Annotated in this window: 15 protein-coding genes; 3 read left to right on the top strand and 12 right to left on the bottom strand. The window is 70.3% G+C overall.

The window, feature by feature from the left end; genetic code table 11:
- Nucleotide 1: 1 nt before the first annotated feature.
- Nucleotides 2-2,077 (bottom strand): dTMP kinase, encoded by a 2,076-nt coding sequence (tmk, locus tag Afe05nite_RS28745; RefSeq protein WP_203820483.1) that lies wholly within the window; start codon nucleotides 2,075-2,077, stop codon nucleotides 2-4.
- A gap of 230 nt (nucleotides 2,078-2,307) precedes the next feature.
- Here tmk and Afe05nite_RS28750 point away from each other — a divergent pair, with 230 nt between their 5' ends.
- Entirely contained in the window at nucleotides 2,308-3,510 is a 1,203-nt protein-coding gene (locus Afe05nite_RS28750) for an amino acid deaminase/aldolase (RefSeq protein WP_203820359.1), read from the top strand.
- Between the two features lie 7 nt (nucleotides 3,511-3,517).
- On the opposite strand, the gene Afe05nite_RS28755 is transcribed toward Afe05nite_RS28750, so the two are convergent.
- Nucleotides 3,518-4,147, bottom strand: coding sequence for a TetR/AcrR family transcriptional regulator (locus tag Afe05nite_RS28755; protein ID WP_203820360.1), 630 nt, complete (start codon nucleotides 4,145-4,147; stop codon nucleotides 3,518-3,520).
- Between the two features lie 137 nt (nucleotides 4,148-4,284).
- Between Afe05nite_RS28755 and Afe05nite_RS28760 the strand changes: the two genes are divergently transcribed.
- Nucleotides 4,285-5,586 (top strand): D-arabinono-1,4-lactone oxidase, encoded by a 1,302-nt coding sequence (locus Afe05nite_RS28760; protein WP_203820361.1) that lies wholly within the window; start codon nucleotides 4,285-4,287, stop codon nucleotides 5,584-5,586.
- Here Afe05nite_RS28760 and topA read toward each other — a convergent pair.
- The 6 genes from topA to Afe05nite_RS28790 form a co-directional block, all read right to left on the bottom strand.
- On the bottom strand, nucleotides 5,583-8,390 hold the full coding sequence (topA, locus tag Afe05nite_RS28765; RefSeq protein ID WP_203820362.1) for a type I DNA topoisomerase: 2,808 nt from the start codon (nucleotides 8,388-8,390) through the stop codon (nucleotides 5,583-5,585). The two genes, Afe05nite_RS28760 and topA, sit on opposite strands and share 4 nt — an antisense overlap.
- Before the next feature lie 196 nt (nucleotides 8,391-8,586).
- Nucleotides 8,587-9,312 carry a hypothetical protein gene (locus tag Afe05nite_RS28770; RefSeq protein ID WP_438869084.1) on the bottom strand — a complete coding sequence of 242 codons (726 nt, stop codon included), beginning with the start codon at nucleotides 9,310-9,312 and terminating at the stop codon, nucleotides 8,587-8,589.
- 162 nt (nucleotides 9,313-9,474) lie between these two features.
- Nucleotides 9,475-10,008 (bottom strand): hypothetical protein, encoded by a 534-nt coding sequence (locus Afe05nite_RS28775; RefSeq protein WP_203820364.1) that lies wholly within the window; start codon nucleotides 10,006-10,008, stop codon nucleotides 9,475-9,477.
- A gap of 90 nt (nucleotides 10,009-10,098) precedes the next feature.
- On the bottom strand, nucleotides 10,099-12,465 hold the full coding sequence (locus tag Afe05nite_RS28780) for a sodium-translocating pyrophosphatase (protein WP_203820365.1): 2,367 nt from the start codon (nucleotides 12,463-12,465) through the stop codon (nucleotides 10,099-10,101).
- Nucleotides 12,466-12,713: 248 nt separating this feature from the next.
- Nucleotides 12,714-13,151 carry an ATP-binding protein gene (locus tag Afe05nite_RS28785; RefSeq protein ID WP_203820366.1) on the bottom strand — a complete coding sequence of 146 codons (438 nt, stop codon included), beginning with the start codon at nucleotides 13,149-13,151 and terminating at the stop codon, nucleotides 12,714-12,716.
- Nucleotides 13,151-13,510 carry an STAS domain-containing protein gene (locus Afe05nite_RS28790; protein WP_203820367.1) on the bottom strand — a complete coding sequence of 120 codons (360 nt, stop codon included), beginning with the start codon at nucleotides 13,508-13,510 and terminating at the stop codon, nucleotides 13,151-13,153. The genes Afe05nite_RS28785 and Afe05nite_RS28790 overlap by 1 nt, the downstream gene beginning before the upstream one ends.
- A 121-nt stretch (nucleotides 13,511-13,631) precedes the next feature.
- Between Afe05nite_RS28790 and Afe05nite_RS28795 the strand changes: the two genes are divergently transcribed.
- Complete coding sequence (locus Afe05nite_RS28795; protein ID WP_239118260.1) at nucleotides 13,632-16,034, top strand: DEAD/DEAH box helicase; 2,403 nt, start codon at nucleotides 13,632-13,634, stop codon at nucleotides 16,032-16,034.
- Here the strand turns inward: Afe05nite_RS28795 and Afe05nite_RS28800 are convergent.
- The 4 genes from Afe05nite_RS28800 to Afe05nite_RS28815 all read right to left on the bottom strand — a co-directional run bounded on the left by Afe05nite_RS28800 (nucleotide 16,016) and on the right by Afe05nite_RS28815 (nucleotide 17,732).
- On the bottom strand, nucleotides 16,016-16,381 hold the full coding sequence (locus Afe05nite_RS28800; RefSeq protein WP_203820369.1) for an Rv3654c family TadE-like protein: 366 nt from the start codon (nucleotides 16,379-16,381) through the stop codon (nucleotides 16,016-16,018). The two genes, Afe05nite_RS28795 and Afe05nite_RS28800, sit on opposite strands and share 19 nt — an antisense overlap.
- A gap of 11 nt (nucleotides 16,382-16,392) precedes the next feature.
- On the bottom strand, nucleotides 16,393-16,752 hold the full coding sequence (locus tag Afe05nite_RS28805; protein WP_203820370.1) for a TadE family type IV pilus minor pilin: 360 nt from the start codon (nucleotides 16,750-16,752) through the stop codon (nucleotides 16,393-16,395).
- The gene (locus tag Afe05nite_RS28810; protein WP_438869086.1) at nucleotides 16,749-16,925 is read right to left on the bottom strand and encodes a DUF4244 domain-containing protein; all 177 of its coding nucleotides are present in this window, start codon (nucleotides 16,923-16,925) and stop codon (nucleotides 16,749-16,751) included. The genes Afe05nite_RS28805 and Afe05nite_RS28810 overlap by 4 nt, the downstream gene beginning before the upstream one ends.
- 186 nt (nucleotides 16,926-17,111) lie before the next feature.
- On the bottom strand, nucleotides 17,112-17,732 hold the full coding sequence (locus Afe05nite_RS28815) for a type II secretion system F family protein (RefSeq protein ID WP_203820484.1): 621 nt from the start codon (nucleotides 17,730-17,732) through the stop codon (nucleotides 17,112-17,114).
- Between the last annotated feature and the right edge of the window lie 2 nt (nucleotides 17,733-17,734).

Raw genomic sequence — 17,734 nt, forward strand, 5'->3', positions numbered from 1 at the left:
CTCAGCGTTTCGGTCGTTCGTCGTCGAGGTCGCCGGCCTCGGCCAGTTCCTGCAGGTCGGGCGCGTCGTAGTCGGGACCGGGTGGGACAGCCGTGGAGGCGGGCGCCGGAGCCGGGTGGGGTGCGCCGCTGAGCAGGCCCCCGGACAGCCGGGCGAGCACCGCCTCGCTGATCTCGTCGGCCGGGCGGCCGGCGTCGAGCACCAGGTATCGCTTGGGGTCGGCGGCGGCCAGGTCGAGGAAGGCGTAGCGGACGCGCTCGTGGAAGGCCCGGGACTCGCTCTCCAGGCGATCCTGGCCCTGACCCCGGGAGTCGACCCGGCTCAGGCCCACGCCGGGGTCGACGTCCAGCAGGACCACGAGGTCGGGTTTGAGCCCGCCGGTGGCCCAGGAGGACAGCCAGGAGATCTCGGCGACCGGCAGGGTGCGGCCGGCACCCTGGTAGGCCAGTGACGAGTCGACGTAGCGGTCGCTGATCACCACCGCGCCGCGGGCCAGGGCGGGCCGGACCAGCGTGGCCACGTGGTGGGCGCGATCGGCGGCGTAGAGCAGGGCCTCGGCGCGGGGAGCGGGAGCGTCGCCCTTGTCCAGGACCAGTTGGCGGATCCGGGCGCCGACGTCGGTGGCCCCGGGTTCGCGGGTCACCACGACGTCGTGGCCCGCTTCGAGGGCGGCGGCCAAGCGGGACACCTGGGTGGACTTGCCGGCCCCCTCGCCGCCTTCGAAGACCACGAAGACGCCGGTGCGGACGAATTCCTCGCCGGGACTGAGCGGGCGGCCCCGGATCGAACCCCAAAGGTCGGCCAGGACCGGTACGCCCCGTTTGTCATCCATCTGGCGGAACGAGGTGATCCCGACCCAGATGCCGAGCGCGCCCGCCACCAGCAGGAGCACCCGGGTGGCGGAGACGTCGACGCTGAAGGCGCCCAGGTCGACCCGGCGGGAGCTGCCCAGGCCGACAAGCACCCCGGAGAGCGTGATCGCCAGGAGCAGGACCATCCGGACGCCGATCTGGACGACCGCGAAGACCCGGCCGCGGACCGCGTCGTCGACCTCGCCGTACAGCAACGTCGTACCCGCCAGAAACGCCATGCCGGCGCCCGCGCCGACCAGCAGGGCCCCGGCCAGCGCCATCGAAAGATGGAAGGCCAGACCGAGGAACATGACCGAACCGCTGGCCAGCACGATGCTCATGCCGAACCAGCGGCGGCGGGACAACTCCCGGATGATCGTCGGGCCGAGACCGATGCCGAGCGCGAGACCCATGAAGATGACGCCGAAGAGCAGGTAGAACGCGGCCTCACCGGCACCCAGCGAGGTGGCGAACGTCTTCGCGGCGCCGATCACCACGCCGCCGGCGGCGAACGCGCCGAAGATGCCGAGCACCAGGCCGCGCACCAGCGGGGTGCGCCCGATGTATTTCCAGCCGTCGGTGAACTGCTGGAACATGCTCTGCTCGGCGGCCTGCTGGCGTTCGGCGCTCTTGCCGCCGATCTCCTTGATGCCGAAGAAGACGGTGAGCGCGGTGGCGAGGCGGGAGATCGCGTTGAGGTAGAGCGCGATCTGCACCGGCTGGGCCCAGTCCGGCAACGTCGCGCCGGACTGCTGGATGCCGGCGGTGAGCGCGGAGAGTGCGAGGGCGGCCAGGATCGGGGTGATGCCGTACGTCGTGACCAGGGTCAACTGGTTGCTGATCTCGATGCGGCTCTTGGGGATCAGGTTGGGAACCGCGGCTTCCTTGGCCGGGATCCAGATCAGTGTGATCGTCTCGCCGATGAAGGTGGCGATGGTGGCCCAGGCGACCGTGACGCCCGGCGAGGCGCCCATCAGCGGCACGATCGGGATCGAGCCGTAGAAGACGAACCGGATCAGGTCGGTGATGACCATCGTGTAGCGGCGGTCGAACCGGTCGGCGAAGACGCCGGCGATCGGGCCGAGCAGGAGGGCCGGCAGCAGGCGTACGGCGATGGTGCCACCGAACGCGGCGCCCTGCCCGGCGCTGCTCTGGAACTGGGCGGCCGCGAAGATGCCGGTGGCGAGCAGGCCGATCCAGTCGCCGAACGAGGCGAGGCCGAGCACCAGCCACAGCCGGCGGAACGGCCGGATGCGCAGGACGGAGCGCAGCGCCGCGACCCCCGACAGGTCGACGGGTCCGGTTTCGCGCGATTCGGTGTCGATTGCCTTACCTCCCGTGCTCACGGCCAGGGAGCACTCTAACCGGCGACGACGGTGTGCCTGGTTTCGCACGTTCGAGTGGCGGGGAAGTGAATGTCTTTCGCATTGACCGGGAGACGGGTTAGCGTGCTGGCGTGATCGCCGACCGGACCTCTCTGCAGCGTCGTCTCGACACGGCCACCGGCCACCTCGAGACCCCGCTCGCCGCGGTCGACCTGGCCGCCTTCGACGACAACGCGGCCCAGCTGGCGGCCCGTGCCGCGGGCAAACCGCTGCGCGTCGCCAGCAAATCGGTGCGCTGCCGGACGCTGCTCGAACGGGTGCTCGCCCGGCCCGGCTGGCAGGGCGTCATGGCCTACACGCTGCCCGAAGCGATCTGGCTGGTACGCGAAGGAGTGACCGACGACGTCCTGGTCGCATATCCGACGGTGAACCGTTCCGCGATCGCCCAGCTCACCGCCGACGAGAAGCTGGCCGACGCGATCTCGATCATGGTCGACTCGGCCGCCCACCTCGACGTCGTCGACCGGGTGACACCGCCCGGCAAGCGACCGGCCGTACGCCTCTGCATGGACCTGGACGCGTCCTGGAAGCCCGGCCCGCTGCACGTGGGCGTACGCCGCTCCCCCGTGCACTCGGCCGCCCAGGCGTCCGCGCTGGCCCGCCGGCTCGTCGCGCGACCCGGCTTCAAACTGGTCGGCCTGATGTCGTACGAGGCGCAGATCGCCGGACTCGGCGACGCCCCGCCCCGGCAGGCGCTGCGCGGCAAAGCCATCCAGCTCCTGCAGACCTACTCGTTCGCCGAGATCGTCCGCCGCCGGGGCGCGGCCGTGGCGGCGGTCAACGAGCACGCCGAGCTTGAGTTCGTCAACGGCGGCGGCACCGGCAGCGTGGCCGCGACCAGTGCCGACCCGGTGATCACCGAGGTGACGGCCGGGTCGGGACTGTACGGCCCGACGCTGTTCGACTCGTACCGCAACTGGCGTCCGAACCCGGCCGCCTTCTTCGCCCTCTCCGTGGTGCGCCACCCGGCCCCGGGCATCGCCACCGTGCACGGCGGCGGCTGGATCGCGTCCGGGCCCGTCGAGAAATCCCGGCTGCCGCAGCCCTACCTGCCGGCGGGACTGCGGTTCAAGCCCGACGAGGGCGCCGGTGAGGTGCAGACGCCCCTGCTCGGCGCCGTGGCCGACACGTTGCGGCCCGGCGACCGGGTGTGGTTCCGGCACGCCAAGGCCGGCGAACTGTGCGAGCACGTCAACGAGCTTCAGCTGATCGACGGCGAGACGGCGTCACCGGCCCCGACGTACCGCGGGGAGGGCCATGCGTTCCTGGGGTGACTCTCCGTCAGGCCGTGACGTGACGGTGCAGGTATTCCCGGATCAGCGCCTTGGCTTCGGTGAGCACCGATTCGTCACCGTTCGGGTCGCGCCGGAACGCCAGCTTGATCAGCGCGTCCGCCGCTTCCACCGAGATCTGCAGGGCGAACTTCAGGCGCCCCTGGTGGATCAGCTGGAATTGCTCGATCAGCAGCTCGGCCAGCCGGTCGGCGATCACCGCGTTGTTGTCCCGCTCCAGATCGAGCAGGTGCACGTCGACGACGTCGCCGAAGTGCAGGGTGCGGAAGCCGGCCACGCTGCGGTGCATCGAGATGTAGACGTCGATGGCCGCGTCGACACCGTCCCACCAGTGGGTGAAGGTCTCGCTGCCGAAGCGCGCGGACAGGCTCTGCAGGTAGGCATCCATGTTGCGCATGGCCAGCGCCTGCACGATGGCCCTCTTGTCAGGGAAGAACTGGTAGACCGAGCCGATGGCAACTTCGGCTCGCTCGGCGAGCAGCGTCGTGGTCAGGCCCTCGTAGCCCACCTCATCGACGAGCTCGGCGCAGGCGTCGAGCATGCGCTGGACCCGGGCAACGCTTCTGCCCTGCACCGGGACCCGCCGCAGCGGCCCGGTGGTGACGGTTGGTGTCGACACGCGTCGCCACTCCCTCTCAGCAGTGATAATCGGAACGTTACTCGGATCAACGAGCGAGACGCATCGACGGGACGCGGAGGACACTCAGCATTCCCGGTTTTGTGCGACTGTCCGCTCGTACGGAGGACAAAGCGATAATGACTACCCCCGTTATCGGCCCCCGCTGGACCAATTGGGGCGGCAACCAGCAGGCGGTCGCGACCGATGTGCTTACTCCCGGCACTGTCGACGAGCTCGCCGGTCAGGTCAAGGAAGCGTCCGGTTCCGGACGCAGAGTCAAGGTCGTCGGCAGTGGCCACTCGTTCACCTCGATCGCGGTCGCCGACGATCAGCGGCTGTTCCTGCACCGGCTGGCCGGGCTGGTCTCGGTGGCCGGCCCGCTCGTCACCGTGCAGGCCGGCATGCGGCTGGCCACCCTCAACGCGATACTGGCCGAACGCGGACTGGCGATGCCCACGCTCGGTGACATCGACCAGCAGACCGTGGCCGGCGCCATCTCCACCGGCACGCACGGCACCGGCCTCGGCCACGCCACGCTGGCGTCCTGTGTGGAGGCCGTCAAGCTGGTCACCGGCGAGGGTGAACTACTTCAGATCGACAAAACGGACGAGCTCTTTCCAGCCGTACGGGTCGGGCTGGGCGCCCTCGGTGTCATCGTGGAAGTGACGCTCCGCTGCGTGCAGGCGTTCACGCTGCTGGCCGACGAACGCCCGATGGCACTCGCCGACATCCTCGCCGGGCTCGACGAGTGGCTGCCGGTGAACGACCACCTCGAGTTCTTCTGGTACCCGTACACCGACCGGGCCATGTTGAAGGTCAACAATCGGGTCGACGTGCACGACCGGCCGCTGTCGAAATTCCGCGGCTGGATGGACGACGAGTTCCTCTCCAACACGGTGTTCGCCGGGCTGTGCCGGCTCGGCCGGGCCCTGCCCCGCACGGTCGGGCCGATCAACGCGGTCGCGGCCCGCGGACTGAGCGCCCGCACCTACACCGACCGCTCGGACCGGGTGTTCTGCTCATCACGGCGGGTGCGGTTCACCGAGATGGAGTACGAGATCCCGCGCACCGCCCTGCCCGAGGTGCTGGCGGCCCTGCCCGGCCTGATCGGTGCCCTGCCGTTCAAGGTGCAGTTCCCGGTCGAGGTGCGGTTCACCGGGCCGGACGACATCTGGCTGTCCCACTCGTACGGGCGGGAGTCCGCCTACCTGGCCGTGCACCAGTACACCGGCGTCGGGTACGAGCCCTACTTCCGGGCCGTCGAGGCGCTCTGCCAATCGTTCGGCGGGCGGCCGCACTGGGGCAAGCTGCACTACCGCTCGGCCGACGATCTACGACCCGCCTACCCGAAATTCGACGACTTCGTGGCCGTGCGGGACCGTCTCGACCCGGCCCGGGTCTTCGCGAACGAATACCTGGACCGGGTGCTCGGCGCCTAGTCGGTGGCGGCGGCCGTCACCTTCTTGGGGGCGGCCTTCTTCGCCGCCGCCTTCTTGGCCGGGGCCGCCTTCGCCGCCGCCGTCTTCTTCGCGGGCGCGGCCTTCTTCGCGGACGCCGCCTTCTTGGCCGGAGCGCCGGACTTGGCCGCCGGAGCCTTCTTGGCGGCGACCTTCTTCTTCGGCGCCGGGCCCTTCGCCCGCTTCTCGGCGAGCATCTCGGACGCCTGCTCGACGGTCAGCTCCTCGGGAGTCTGGCCGCGGCGCAGGGACGCGTTGAACTCACCGTCGGTCACGTAGGGCCCGAACCGCCCCTCCTTGATGACCATCGGCTTCTCGGTGGCCGGGTCGGGACCCATCTCGCGCAGCGGCGGCTTGGCCTCCCGGCGCTGACGCGTCTTCGGCTGGGCCAGCAGGGCGAGCGCCTCGTCAAGCGTGACGGTGAAGAGGCGGTCCTCGTTCTCCAGCGACCGGAAGTCGTTCTCCCGCTTGACGTACGGCCCGTAGCGACCGTTCGCGGCCAGGATCTCGTTACCGTCCGGGTCCTTGCCGAGCGCCCGGGGCAGGGTCAGCAGGCGGAGCGCCTCGTCGAGGGTGAGGGTTTCCGGCGACTGGGTGCGGAACAGCGAGGACTTGCGTTCACCGGCTTGCACGTACGGTCCGAAGCGCCCGGATTTGAGCTGGACCGACTCGCCGGTGGCCGGGTCGTCGCCGAGCGACCGCTCCCCGCTCCCGCCCAGGAAGAGCTCGTTGACCTTCTCCGGGGTCAGCTCGTCCGGAGCGACCCCCTCGGGGATCGACACCCGGTCCTCGGCTGCCTCCTCGGTCGTCTCGGGCGCCTGACGCTGCAGGTAGGGACCGTAGCGGCCGACCCGGACGACGACCTGGCGGTTGGACTCGTCGACGAAGAGCGGGATCGAGTTGACCGAGCGCGCGTCGATGGCGCTCAGGTTCTCGGTCACCATCTTCTTCAGGCCGCCGGCCTTGGCGATCGAGTCGCCCACCCCGGCCGTGTCGCTGCCGAAGTAGAAGGAGGTGAGGAAGTCGAGCGCCGCGTGGTCGCCGGCGGCGATGTCGTCGAGCTGACCCTCCATCGCGGCGGTGAAGTTGTAGTCGACCAGCCGGGGGTAGTGCCCCTCGAGCAGGCCGATCACCGCGAACGCCAGGAACGACGGGATCAGGGCCTGGCCGCGCTTCTCGACGTAACCGCGGTCCTGGATCGTCCGCATGATCGACTCGTACGTCGACGGGCGGCCGATGCCCAGCTCCTCCAGCGCCTTGACCAGCGAGGCCTCGGTGTAACGGGCCGGCGGCGAGGTGTGGTGACCGGTCGCGGTGAGGTCGTCAGCCGTCAACGGCTGGTCCTTGACCAGGTTGGGCAGGCGACGCTCGGCGTCCTCGGCCTCGGCACTCTCGTCGTCGGACGACTCGACGTAGGCGCGCAGGAAGCCCGGGTCGGTGATCGTCTTGCCGGACGCGGCGAAGTCGACCTCCTCGCCACTTGTCGAGATGGCCCGGATGCGCACGCTCACCGAGTTACCGACGGCGTCGGTCATCTGCGAGGCGATCGTGCGGCGCCAGATCAGCTCGTACAGCTTGAACTCGTCGCTGGACAGCTCGTTGGCCACCTCGCCGGGCGTGCGGAAGTTGTCGCCGGCCGGCCGGATCGCCTCGTGCGCCTCCTGGGCGTTCTTCACCTTGCCGGTGTAGCGGCGCGGCTGCGGCGGCACGTTGGCCTGGCCGTAGAGCTCGGCGATCTGCCGGCGAGCCGCGGTGAGCGCGGTCTCGGACAGGTTCACCGAGTCGGTACGCATGTAGGTGATGTAACCGTTTTCGTACAGCTTCTGGGCCGTGCGCATGGTCTGCGACGCCGAGAAGCGCATCTTGCGGGCCGCTTCCTGTTGGAGCGTCGAGGTGATGAACGGGGCGTAGGGCCGCCGGCGGTAGGGCTTCTCCTCGACCCGGGTGACCGTGAACGGGCGGTCCTCCAGGCGGGCGGCGAGCCCGCGGGCGCCGGCCTCGTCGAGGTGCACCACGGCGGCGCCGGGCTTGACCCGGCCGGTGGTGGGCTCGAAGTCCTTACCGGTGGCGATGCGGTCGCCGTCCAGCGCGATCAACGTGGCGTTGAAGTTGCGCGGGCCCTCCAGCTGCCCCTGAACGGCCAGAGTGGCCAGGATGTCCCAGTATTCGGCGGTGCGGAAGGCCATCCGCTGCCGCTCGCGCTCCACCACGATGCGCGTCGCCACGGACTGGACGCGCCCGGCGGAGAGCCGGGGCATCACCTTTTTCCATAGGACCGGGCTGACCTCGTAGCCGTAGAGGCGGTCGAGGATGCGCCGGGCCTCCTGCGCGTCGACCAGGTCGCGGTCGATCTCGCGCGGATTGGCCACCGCGGCCTGGATGGCCGGCTTGGTGATCTCGTGGAAGACCATCCGCTTGACCGGAACCTTGGGCTTGATCGTCTCGACCAGGTGCCACGCGATGGCCTCGCCCTCGCGATCCTCATCGGTGGCGAGGAAGATCTCGTCGACCTCTTTCGCCAGCTTCTGCAGCTTGGCGATCTGCGCCTTGCGGTCCTGGGAGACGACATAGAGCGCCTGGAAGCCGTTGTCGACGTCGACCCCTAGGCGCGCCCACGACTCACCCTTGTATTTGGCAGGCACGTCGGCGGCGTTGCGCGGCAGGTCGCGGACATGGCCGAAGGAGGCCTCGACGAAGTAGTCGGGGCCCAGATAACCGGCGATCGTCTTGGCCTTCGACGGGGACTCGACGATGACCAGACGGGTCGTCCTGGCTTCACTCGGCACGGCACTCCCAAACTCAACAATCAGCGCTCGGCCATCCGGTCAGGCCCAAGCACAGACTTTCAACGTAACGCGCCGGACGAGCAACTGTTCCCCGGGAACCCCGGAATCGGATGGTAACGGTCCGGCCACCGCATGCGTCCGACGGCGACACCGTACACCGGGAACGTATCGCCGTGTCGCACACAATCCAGGAAGATCACGCAGGCGCGCCGCCGGGCCACATCTCTTCGGGCGCCGCCTCGGGGCGTTCACCGACCAGCTCGGCGAGCCGCCGAACACGTCGCTTGCCCATGATCCGCAGGTGTGTTCCGTCATCCGAAAGGCGTCCCGCGAGACCCGCCCGGACCAGGGCCGCATCGATAGCGGCCACATCCTGGCCGGGGTCGAGACCGAGCGCGTAGCCGCCGGGGACGGGTGCGCCCGCCGCGGCAACCCACAGGCGAAGCCGGGGGCCGCTGAGAAACAGCTGTTCGCTCACCTCGGGCCAGGCGCGGGCAAGACCGATCAACCGACTGGAGTACGCGGTGAGCACCTCGAACCTCGGCCGGAGCTCCGCCTCCTCGACCTCCGCCTCTCCTGACGCCGCCTCCGCCGCCTGCACCGCCGTGGCCGCGTCGCCCGTCGAAAGTTTGTCCGTTTCTGCCACTTCTTCCTCGGGATCTTGCTCGGACGGAGCGAAGCGCTCGTCGCCGGGCGGCTCGGGGGTGGGCGGATTCGCCGCGGGCGGCTCGACCGGGCGCCAGTGGGCCACCAGACCCCGCGCGACCAGTTCGGCGACCAGCACGTGGACCCGCCAGGCCGCGTCGACCTCGACCGACACCCGGGCGGTGCCGCCCATCCGGCCCAGCCGGCCCGGACCGGCGAGCAGGCCGGCCAGGTCGGTGGGCGACGGCTCCGTCGTCTCGGCGCCGAAGAACGGCAGCTGACGACCGGTCTCCGGGACCTCGACGCGGGGCAGCGGGCGGCGCTTGGCCGCCGGGACCGGCGCGGGGAGCACCTCGCGCGGGATCAGCGGCCACCCCGTCTCCCCGTCCAACCACCCCACCGCCACCCTAAATCGGACTGAGGCCCTGATCCCATCGGCTCAGCGACACTCGGGCACTTCGTCGAAGGCCGACTTCAGCTCCTTGGAGCTGAGCTTGCTGGTGTCGAGGCTGCTGGCCGCGTAGTCGGCGTTGAGCTTGTCGACCACCTGGGACACCTGTTCGTAGAAGGTCTTGGCGGGAGCTGTGGCCAGGCCGTTGATGCCTTCGGCGGCGCGGCCGTAGGCGTCGCGCATCGCGGCCAACGAATTGGTGAAGCCGTCGGCGATCTGCTGGCCGTTGTCCACGTCCGGCACCCCCGCTTTCACCACGCCGGCGCGGGCTTTCTCACTCGCGTCGTGCGCCCCGGTGAAGAGCCGGGAAAGGTTTTCCTTGGCCTGCCCCGGAGTGGTCGCGACGTCCATCTGCTGCTGCGCCCGAGTGGTCAGCGAACCGATCTCGGTGCGCCAGGGACTCAGCGTGGTGCAGACGCTGGCGGCCCAGGCGCGTGCGCCGTGCGAGCCACCACAGGCGACGACGGTGGGCAGGACGAACGTGAGCAGAAGCACTAGCGCGAGGGGTCGGGCCGGACGCATGGAAGCAGGGTACGGCCAGGGTGTGACAACCCTTATCCATGGGTTGGGGGCACCCGGTTCGCACCGGATGCCCCCAATGGTCGCGTAAGGTCAGGCGCTGACCCGCTGCGTGGGCTTGCCGTCGTCGACCGAGGCCGGCGCGTCGTCGCCCATGGAGATCGGCTTGCGCTTGCTCCAGAACACCGCGACCACGATGATCGCGGCCGCCACCACGGCGATCGAGATCCGCAGCGGGGTGTTCTGTTCGGAGCCGATGCTCCAGCTCACCACGGCCGGCGCGATCAGCAGCGAGACCAGGTTCATCACCTTGATCAGCGGGTTGATGGCCGGGCCCGCGGTGTCCTTGAACGGGTCACCGACGGTGTCCCCGATGACCGTCGCGGCGTGCGCGTCCGAGCCCTTGCCGCCGAAGTTGCCGTCCTCGACCAGCTTCTTGGCGTTGTCCCAGGCCCCACCGGAGTTGGACAGGAAGACCGCCATCAGCGTGCCGGCGCCGATCGCGCCGGCCAGGTAGGACGCCAGTGCGCCGGCGCCCAGGCCGAAGCCGACAGCGATCGGTGCCATGATCGCCAACAGGCCGGGGGTGACCAGCTCACGCTGGGCGTCCCGGGTGCAGATGTCGACGACCCGGCCGTACTCGGGCCGCTGAGTGCGGTCCATGATGCCGGGGAACTCGCGGAACTGGCGACGGACCTCCATCACGACCGCGCCCGCCGAGCGGGAGACGGCGTTGATGGCCAGGCCGGAGAAGAGGAACACGACGGCCGCGCCGACCAGCAGGCCGACGAGGTTGCGCGGGTTCGAGATGTTCAGCAGGTTGAGGATCTCAATACCTACCCGGGCCGGGTCGATGCCGGCGTCCGCCAGCGAGCTGGCCAGGGTGTTCGTGTACGACCCGAACAGGGCGGTGGCGGCCAGCACGGCGGTCGCGATCGCGATGCCCTTGGTGATCGCCTTGGTGGTGTTACCGACCGCGTCCAGCTCGGTGAGGATCTGGGCGCCCTTCTCGTCGACGTCACCGGACATCTCGGCGATGCCCTGCGCGTTGTCGGAGATCGGGCCGAACGTGTCCATCGCGACGATGACGCCGACCGTGGTGAGCAGGCCGGTGCCGGCCAGCGCCACCGCGAACAGCGACAGGGTCAGCGACGAGCCGCCGATCAGGAACGCACCGAAGACGCCGGCCCCGATCACCAGTGCCGAGTAGACCGCCGACTCGAGGCCGACGCTGATGCCGGCGAGCACCACGGTGGCCGCGCCGGTCTGCGACGACTTGCCGATGTCCTGCACCGGACGACGGTTGGTCTCGGTGAAGTAGCCGGTGAGCGCCTGGATGGCGGCGGCCAGCACGATGCCGATGACGACCGCGCCGATGGCCACCCACTGCGGGTTACGGCCGCTCGCGGCGACGTCGGCGGAGATGCCGCTGTCCTCGAAGCCGGCGAACGTGGCCGGGAGGTAGAGGAAGCTGGCCACCGCGACGACGATGGCGGAGATCGCGGCCGAGATGTAGAACGCCCGGTTGATCGCGGTGAGGCCGTTCTTGTCGGACGGACGCAGCCGGGTGATGAAGACACCGATGATGGCGATCACGACGCCGACCGTGGAGACGATCAGCGGGAAGATCAGGCCGTCCTGACCGAACGCGGCCTGGCCCAGGATCAGCGCGGCCACCAGGGTCACCGCGTACGACTCGAAGAGGTCGGCGGCCATGCCGGCGCAGTCACCGACGTTGTCGCCCACGTTGTCGGCGATCGTCGCGGCGTTGCGCGGGTCGTCCTCGGGGATGCCCTGCTCCACCTTGCCGACCAGGTCGGCGCCGACGTCCGCGGCCTTGGTGAAGATGCCGCCACCGACCCGCATGAACATGGCCAGCAGAGCGGCACCGAAGCCGAAGCCCTCGAGCACGGTCGGTGCGTCGCTCTTGAAGATCAGCACGACCAGCGCGCCGCCGAACAGGCCGAGGCCGACGGTGAGGAAGCCGACCACCCCACCGGTGCGGAACGCGATCCCCATCGCGGTCTCCCGGCCGCCCTGCTCCCCGGCCGCCGCGGCGACCCGCAGGTTGGCCCGGGTGGCGAGAGCCATGCCGGCGCCACCGATGAACGACGAGAAGACCGCACCCACGATGAAGAAGAGCGACCGGCCGATCTTGACCCAGACCTCGTTGTCGGTGTCGTGCACCGGCAGGAGGAAGAGCAGGACGACCGCGATCACCACGAAGACCGCAAGCGTCTTGAACTGGCGGAACAGGTAGGCTGACGCGCCTTCCTGGACGGCGCCGGCGATCTCCTGCATGTTCTTGGTGCCGCGCCCGGCCTTCAGCACGGATTGAACGAACATCGCCGCGAAGCCCAGCGCGATCAACGCGAAGACCAGCGCGACGATGACGAATACGATGTTGGAACCGCTCAGGGACACTCCGCCCGCGGCAGTAGTTAACAAAGTCCCGGACATCAATGTCCTCCTGTACACCGACCGCACCCGAACCGGTGGACGAGACCGGTCGGGCGCATCCCCGTCACCGGGGAGACGACAACGTGACTCCGCGGGACCGCGGAATCAGGAGCAGTAGCTGATAACTCGCGTACTGTAGCGGCCGTTCGTGGTGGTGGTCACACCCGGCTCCGGCCGTGTCGTGGTGATGTTTGCCGCTGTGTTAGCGCAGCGGAAGAGGTGTAAAGATCTTTCTTGATCTTTTCCGGTCAACGTCGCTGGACCGGCCACACCATTCGGACCTCGGTTCCCGAACCGTCCTCGACCGGGCGAACTACCAGGTCATCCACAAATCCGGCGAGCAATGCGAAGCCGACGCCGGTGGTCAGGGCGTCGTCGGTGAGGGACTCGTCGGCGAGCTCGTCCGGCGGCAACTTCGTCAGCCCCACGCTCGCTTCGAGTGGGGCATGGTCGATCACCCGAACGGCATATGAGTCCGAATCAGACATTTCGACGGTGACAAGATCGGCCAGGCCGTACTGGTTGTGCAATGCCACCGCACGGGTGCACGCCTCACCGATAGCCAACCGGACCTCGTCCAGCAGTTCCTCGGCGACCCCCGCCCGCCGGGCAACTGCCACACCGACGAGCCGGGCCGTGCGAACATGCACGGGCGCCGGCGAGAAGGACAGGCGAACCGTCGCCATCACGAAGTCGGACCGCTGCCGGTGCCGTCCCCGGTAGCCGCCTCGACCGATGAATAGATCGGGAACACCTGATCGAGCGCGGTGATCCGGAAGATCTTCAGCAACGGCTCCTTGGAGCAGACCAGGCCGAACGTACCGTTCGCGACCCGAAGCCGTTTCATCGCACCGACCAGCACACCGAGACCGGTGGAGTCGAGGAACTCGACCCCCGCCAGATCGACGATAACGTTGCGCGCACCGGCGTCGACAAGCTCCACGAGGCGCTCGCGCAACCTCGGAGCCGTGTAGACGTCGACCTCACCGCCCACCTCGAGCACCGTATGCTCGGCGACAGTACGCGTCGCAAGGGACAGCTCCATCGCTCCTCCTCCCTGCGATCTCTCACCGGAATCTAACCACCGCTCGTCATCGCGCGGCGCGTGGCACCCACCCGTCGTACCCGTTTGAGGTTCGGGCCATACCGGTGTCAGAGTGCAGTGCGTGACCTCCAGCGCGTCGTTGTCCCAGCTCTTCTGGACCCGGGGGGACGACTCGCCGGTCACTCACGTCGAGCGGATTCCACCCCGATCCGGTGTGCCGGTCGCCTGGCCACCGTGGGTGTCTCCGATGTTCGTCGAGGCTTGCCGTGACCAGAGGATCATCTCACCGTGGTCCCATCAGGCGACGGCCGGGACACTCGCGCACGAGGGCACCGACGTCGTGCTGGCCACCGGGACCGCGTCGGGCAAGTCGCTCGGCTACCAGATGCCGGTCCTGACCAGGCTGGTCACCGATCCGCGGGCCACCGCGCTCTACCTCGCGCCGACCAAGGCACTCGCGGCGGACCAGTTGCGCGCCGTCGTCGGTTTCGGTCTTCCGGAAGTACGCGCCGCCACCTATGACGGTGATACCGCTCGGGAGGAGCGCGAGTGGATTCGCCACCACTCCCGCTTCGTCCTGACGAACCCGGACATGGTGCATCACGGAATCCTGCCCGGCCACGAGCGGTGGGCGGTCTTCCTGCGACGACTCGCGTACGTGGTGATCGACGAGTGCCACGCCTACCGCGGAGTCTTCGGCTCGCACGTCTCGCACGTGTTGCGCCGGCTGCGGCGCTCGGCCGCCCGCTACGGCGGGAAGCCGACATTCGTGCTGGCCTCCGCCACCTCGGGCGACCCGGCCGACGCGGCGTCCCGGCTGATCGGCCGGCCGGTGACCGCGGTGACCGAGGACGGTTCGCCGCGTGGCGGTGTCACCTTCGCCCTGTGGGAACCCCCACTGTTGCCCGCCGATCCCGGCCTCGCCGCGGTGCCGGCCCCGCGAGCCGCCCCGTCGTCGACCGACTCCGGCACTCCTTCCGTCCCTGCCCTTGATCCCGAGGTCGAGCTGCCGCAGGTGCGACGGTCGGCGCTGCGGGAAACGGCCGATCTGCTCACCAACGCGGTCGTGGCCGGCACCCGAACCCTCGCCTTCGTGCGTTCCCGGCGCGGCGCCGAGGTGGTCGCGGCGGTCACCCGGCGCCAGCTGGACGAGGCCGTGCCGGGCCTGGGTGACCGGGTCGCCGCCTACCGGGCCGGCTACCTCAAGGAGGACCGCCGGGCCATCGAGCGCGCGCTCCTCTCCGGCGAGCTGCTCGGGCTCGCCTCGACGAACGCGCTCGAGCTCGGCGTCGACCTGGTCGGGCTGGACGCCGTACTCATCTGCGGTTATCCCGGCACCCGCGCGTCGCTGTGGCAGCAGGCGGGCCGCGCCGGGCGGGCCGGCGGCGAGGCCCTGGCCGTGCTGATCGCCCGGGACGACCCGCTCGACACCTACCTCGTGCACCACCCGTCGGCGCTGTTCGGCCACCCGGTCGAGGTGACAGTGCTGGACCCGGCCAACCCGTACGTCCTGGGCCCGCAACTCTGCTGCGCCGCCTCGGAGGGCCCGCTCACCGAGGCCGACATCGAGCTGTTCGGCGGGGAGCCGGCCCGCGCCGCGGTGCACGGCCTGACCGCGTCGGGTGCGCTGCGCCGGCGCCCTTCCGGCTGGTATTGGACGCACGCCGGCCGCCCCGACGTCGACCTGCGCGGCACCGGCGGCGCCCCGGTCGCGGTGGTCGAGGAGTCGACCGGCCGGCTGCTCGGCACGATCGACCCCGAGTCGTCGCACGCCATGCTGCACACCGGCGCCGTGTACCTCCACCAGGGCGTCACCTATGTGGTCGACGACCTCGATCTGGCCGACGCGGTCGCTCTCGTGCACCAGGAGGAGCCGGACTGGTCGACGCACGCCCGCGACGTGACCGACCTGTCCGTGGTGAACGTCCGCTCATCCGTGGACGCCGGCCCGGTCGGCCTGTTCCTGGGCGAGGTCGACGTGACCAACCAGGTCGTCTCCTACCAGCGCCGCCGCCTCGGCTCCGGCGAGATCATCGACACCCGGCCGCTCGACCTGCCGGTCCGCGAGCTGCGCACGGTCGCGGTCTGGTTCACCGTCTCGCCGAACGCCCTGGCGACGGCCGGCTTGGAACCCGCGGACTTCCCGGGCGCCCTGCACGCCGCCGAACACGCCGCGATCGGCCTGCTCCCGCTGATGGCGACGTGCGACCGCTGGGACATCGGCGGCCTGTCCACGGCGAACCACGACGACACCGAGGCGCCCACCGTCTTCGTGTACGACGGCCACCCGGGCGGGGCGGGCTTCGCCGAACGCGCGTACGCGACCGCCGCCGAATGGTTGTCCGCCACCCGCGCGGCGATAGCCGCGTGTGCCTGCGACTCCGGTTGCCCCTCCTGCGTCCAGTCCCCCAAGTGCGGTAACGGCAACAATCCGCTGCACAAGCCGGGCGCGATCGCAGTCCTGGACGCCGTCCGCGCCGCCCTCGCCGCGGCCCGCCCGCCCGCTCACTCGATCGGGATGTAGACCGGACCCGCCCGGGCTGCCGCCTCCGCATGCCTTGTCATCCCCGGCATCGGCCGCACTGTCACCTCGGCGCGCACCACGATTTCCAGTCCGTCGACCACGCAGAACGTCATGTCCCCACCGTTGGCGGTCACGAACTGTGCGGCCCGGGTGCAGGCGGCCGGCTCGCCGTAGATCGCCTCCTGCGCCCCCGCCAGCGCTCCCAGGTCGGCCGCACTGTGCGCTTGATGCCGCCCCACCCGGGCCGTGCCGATCGACGCCACCGCCAACCCGGCGGCCACCAACGCGAGCCCGACCGCCAGCACGAACACCGTCGCCGCGCCCCGATCCCCCTCGTCCTTCAGCATGAGAATCTCCCCTAGTCGATGACGTCCGGTTCGCGGGCGGCGACCGCCCGGCCGGTCACGGTGATGGTCGGCAGGTGCGCGCCGAGCAGGCTCACCGGTGCTCGCACCACCGCCACGACCGAGTCCTCCCCCACTTCGATTCGCACGTCGGCCCCCGTCGGAGCCATCCGCCGCGCCGCCGCCACCGCCGGATCTCCGCGAGCTCCCGCGAGGGCTGCTTCTCGCGCCGCGTCCAGGCACTGGCCCTTGGTGGCGACCGCGACCGCCGCGGTCAACCCGGCCAGGAGCAGCAGGATGAGCGCCGGCAGCCCGGCCGCGAGCTCGGCCGTGAACGATCCCCGGTCACGGCCGGGCCACCGGCGCCCGGTCACCGCAGGGCCCGATCGATGATCGCGGTGAGCGCCGTCTGAACTTGCTCACTGGTGACGACCTTGAGCAGCAGCCCGGCGAACGCCACCGCCGCCAACGTTCCGACGGCGTATTCCGCCGTACTCATCCCGGCGTCGGCGGCCTCGGTCCGGAGCCGGTCGAAGCGCGCGATCAGTCTGTGCACGTAGTTCTCCTTCAGTTGTGTTGACCAGCGACCGCCGAAGCGACCGCTGCTGAATCCCGCGCCCCGTCACCACCGGCGACGAGCCGCAAAGCCATGCCACCGCGCCCAGCCGCCACACCCGCCCAGCCGTCGCGCCCCGCCGGCGGGCCCTGCCCGTCGGGCTCGGCCGGGGTCGCCTCAGAGGACGTCGCCGAGGACCGAGATCAGCACCGGGACGAGGCCGGCCAGCAGGAAGGCCGGCAGGAAGCACAGGCCGAGCGGCAGGACGATCAGTACGCCGGCCCGCTGCGCCGCTGCCTCGACCGCCAGGGCTCGATCGGACCGCAGGTCGTCGGCGAGCCGGCCGAGCGCCCCGGCGAGCGCGCCGCCGCTGGCGCTGGACCGCACGGCGGCGGCGATCAGGCGGTTCGCCCCGGTGACGCCGGACAGGTGCGCCCACGCCTCGGCCGGGTCGGCGCCGAGCCGAAGCGAGCGAGCGGTTCGTTGCAACCGTTCGCCGAGCGGACCACCGAGTGCCTCGGCCACCGCGCCGGCCGCCCGGTCGAGTGGCGCCCCCGCCCGCAGGGCCGCCGCCAGCAGATCCGCACCGAGCGGCAGATCGGCGGTGGCCGCCAGTCGCTCCTGCTTGAGGTGTGCGGGTTCCCGCCGGCGCAGCAGTCGCTCGGCCACCACGGCGGCGACAACTCCGGCACCGACGCCCCACCACGTCCAGACCAGCGCCGCGATGCCCGCCCCGATCCCCGCCGCGACCAGCAGCCGGAACCGCCGTCCGTCCTCGACCGGCGGCGACGCCGACATCT

The sequence above is a fragment of the Paractinoplanes ferrugineus genome (genome assembly GCF_016862195.1).
Lineage (GTDB): Bacteria > Actinomycetota > Actinomycetes > Mycobacteriales > Micromonosporaceae > Actinoplanes > Actinoplanes ferrugineus.

Coding starts and splice junctions, on each gene's coding strand:
- Afe05nite_RS28800 (WP_203820369.1), bottom strand. CDS start 16,381: ATGCTGAAGGACGAGGGGGATCGGGGCGCGGCGACGGTGTTCGTGCTG.
- Afe05nite_RS28815 (WP_203820484.1), bottom strand. CDS start 17,732: ATGTCGGCGTCGCCGCCGGTCGAGGACGGACGGCGGTTCCGGCTGCTG.
- Afe05nite_RS28780 (WP_203820365.1), bottom strand. CDS start 12,465: ATGTCCGGGACTTTGTTAACTACTGCCGCGGGCGGAGTGTCCCTGAGC.
- Afe05nite_RS28775 (WP_203820364.1), bottom strand. CDS start 10,008: ATGCGTCCGGCCCGACCCCTCGCGCTAGTGCTTCTGCTCACGTTCGTC.
- Afe05nite_RS28785 (WP_203820366.1), bottom strand. CDS start 13,151: ATGGCGACGGTTCGCCTGTCCTTCTCGCCGGCGCCCGTGCATGTTCGC.
- Afe05nite_RS28790 (WP_203820367.1), bottom strand. CDS start 13,510: ATGGAGCTGTCCCTTGCGACGCGTACTGTCGCCGAGCATACGGTGCTC.
- Afe05nite_RS28760 (WP_203820361.1), top strand. CDS start 4,285: ATGACTACCCCCGTTATCGGCCCCCGCTGGACCAATTGGGGCGGCAAC.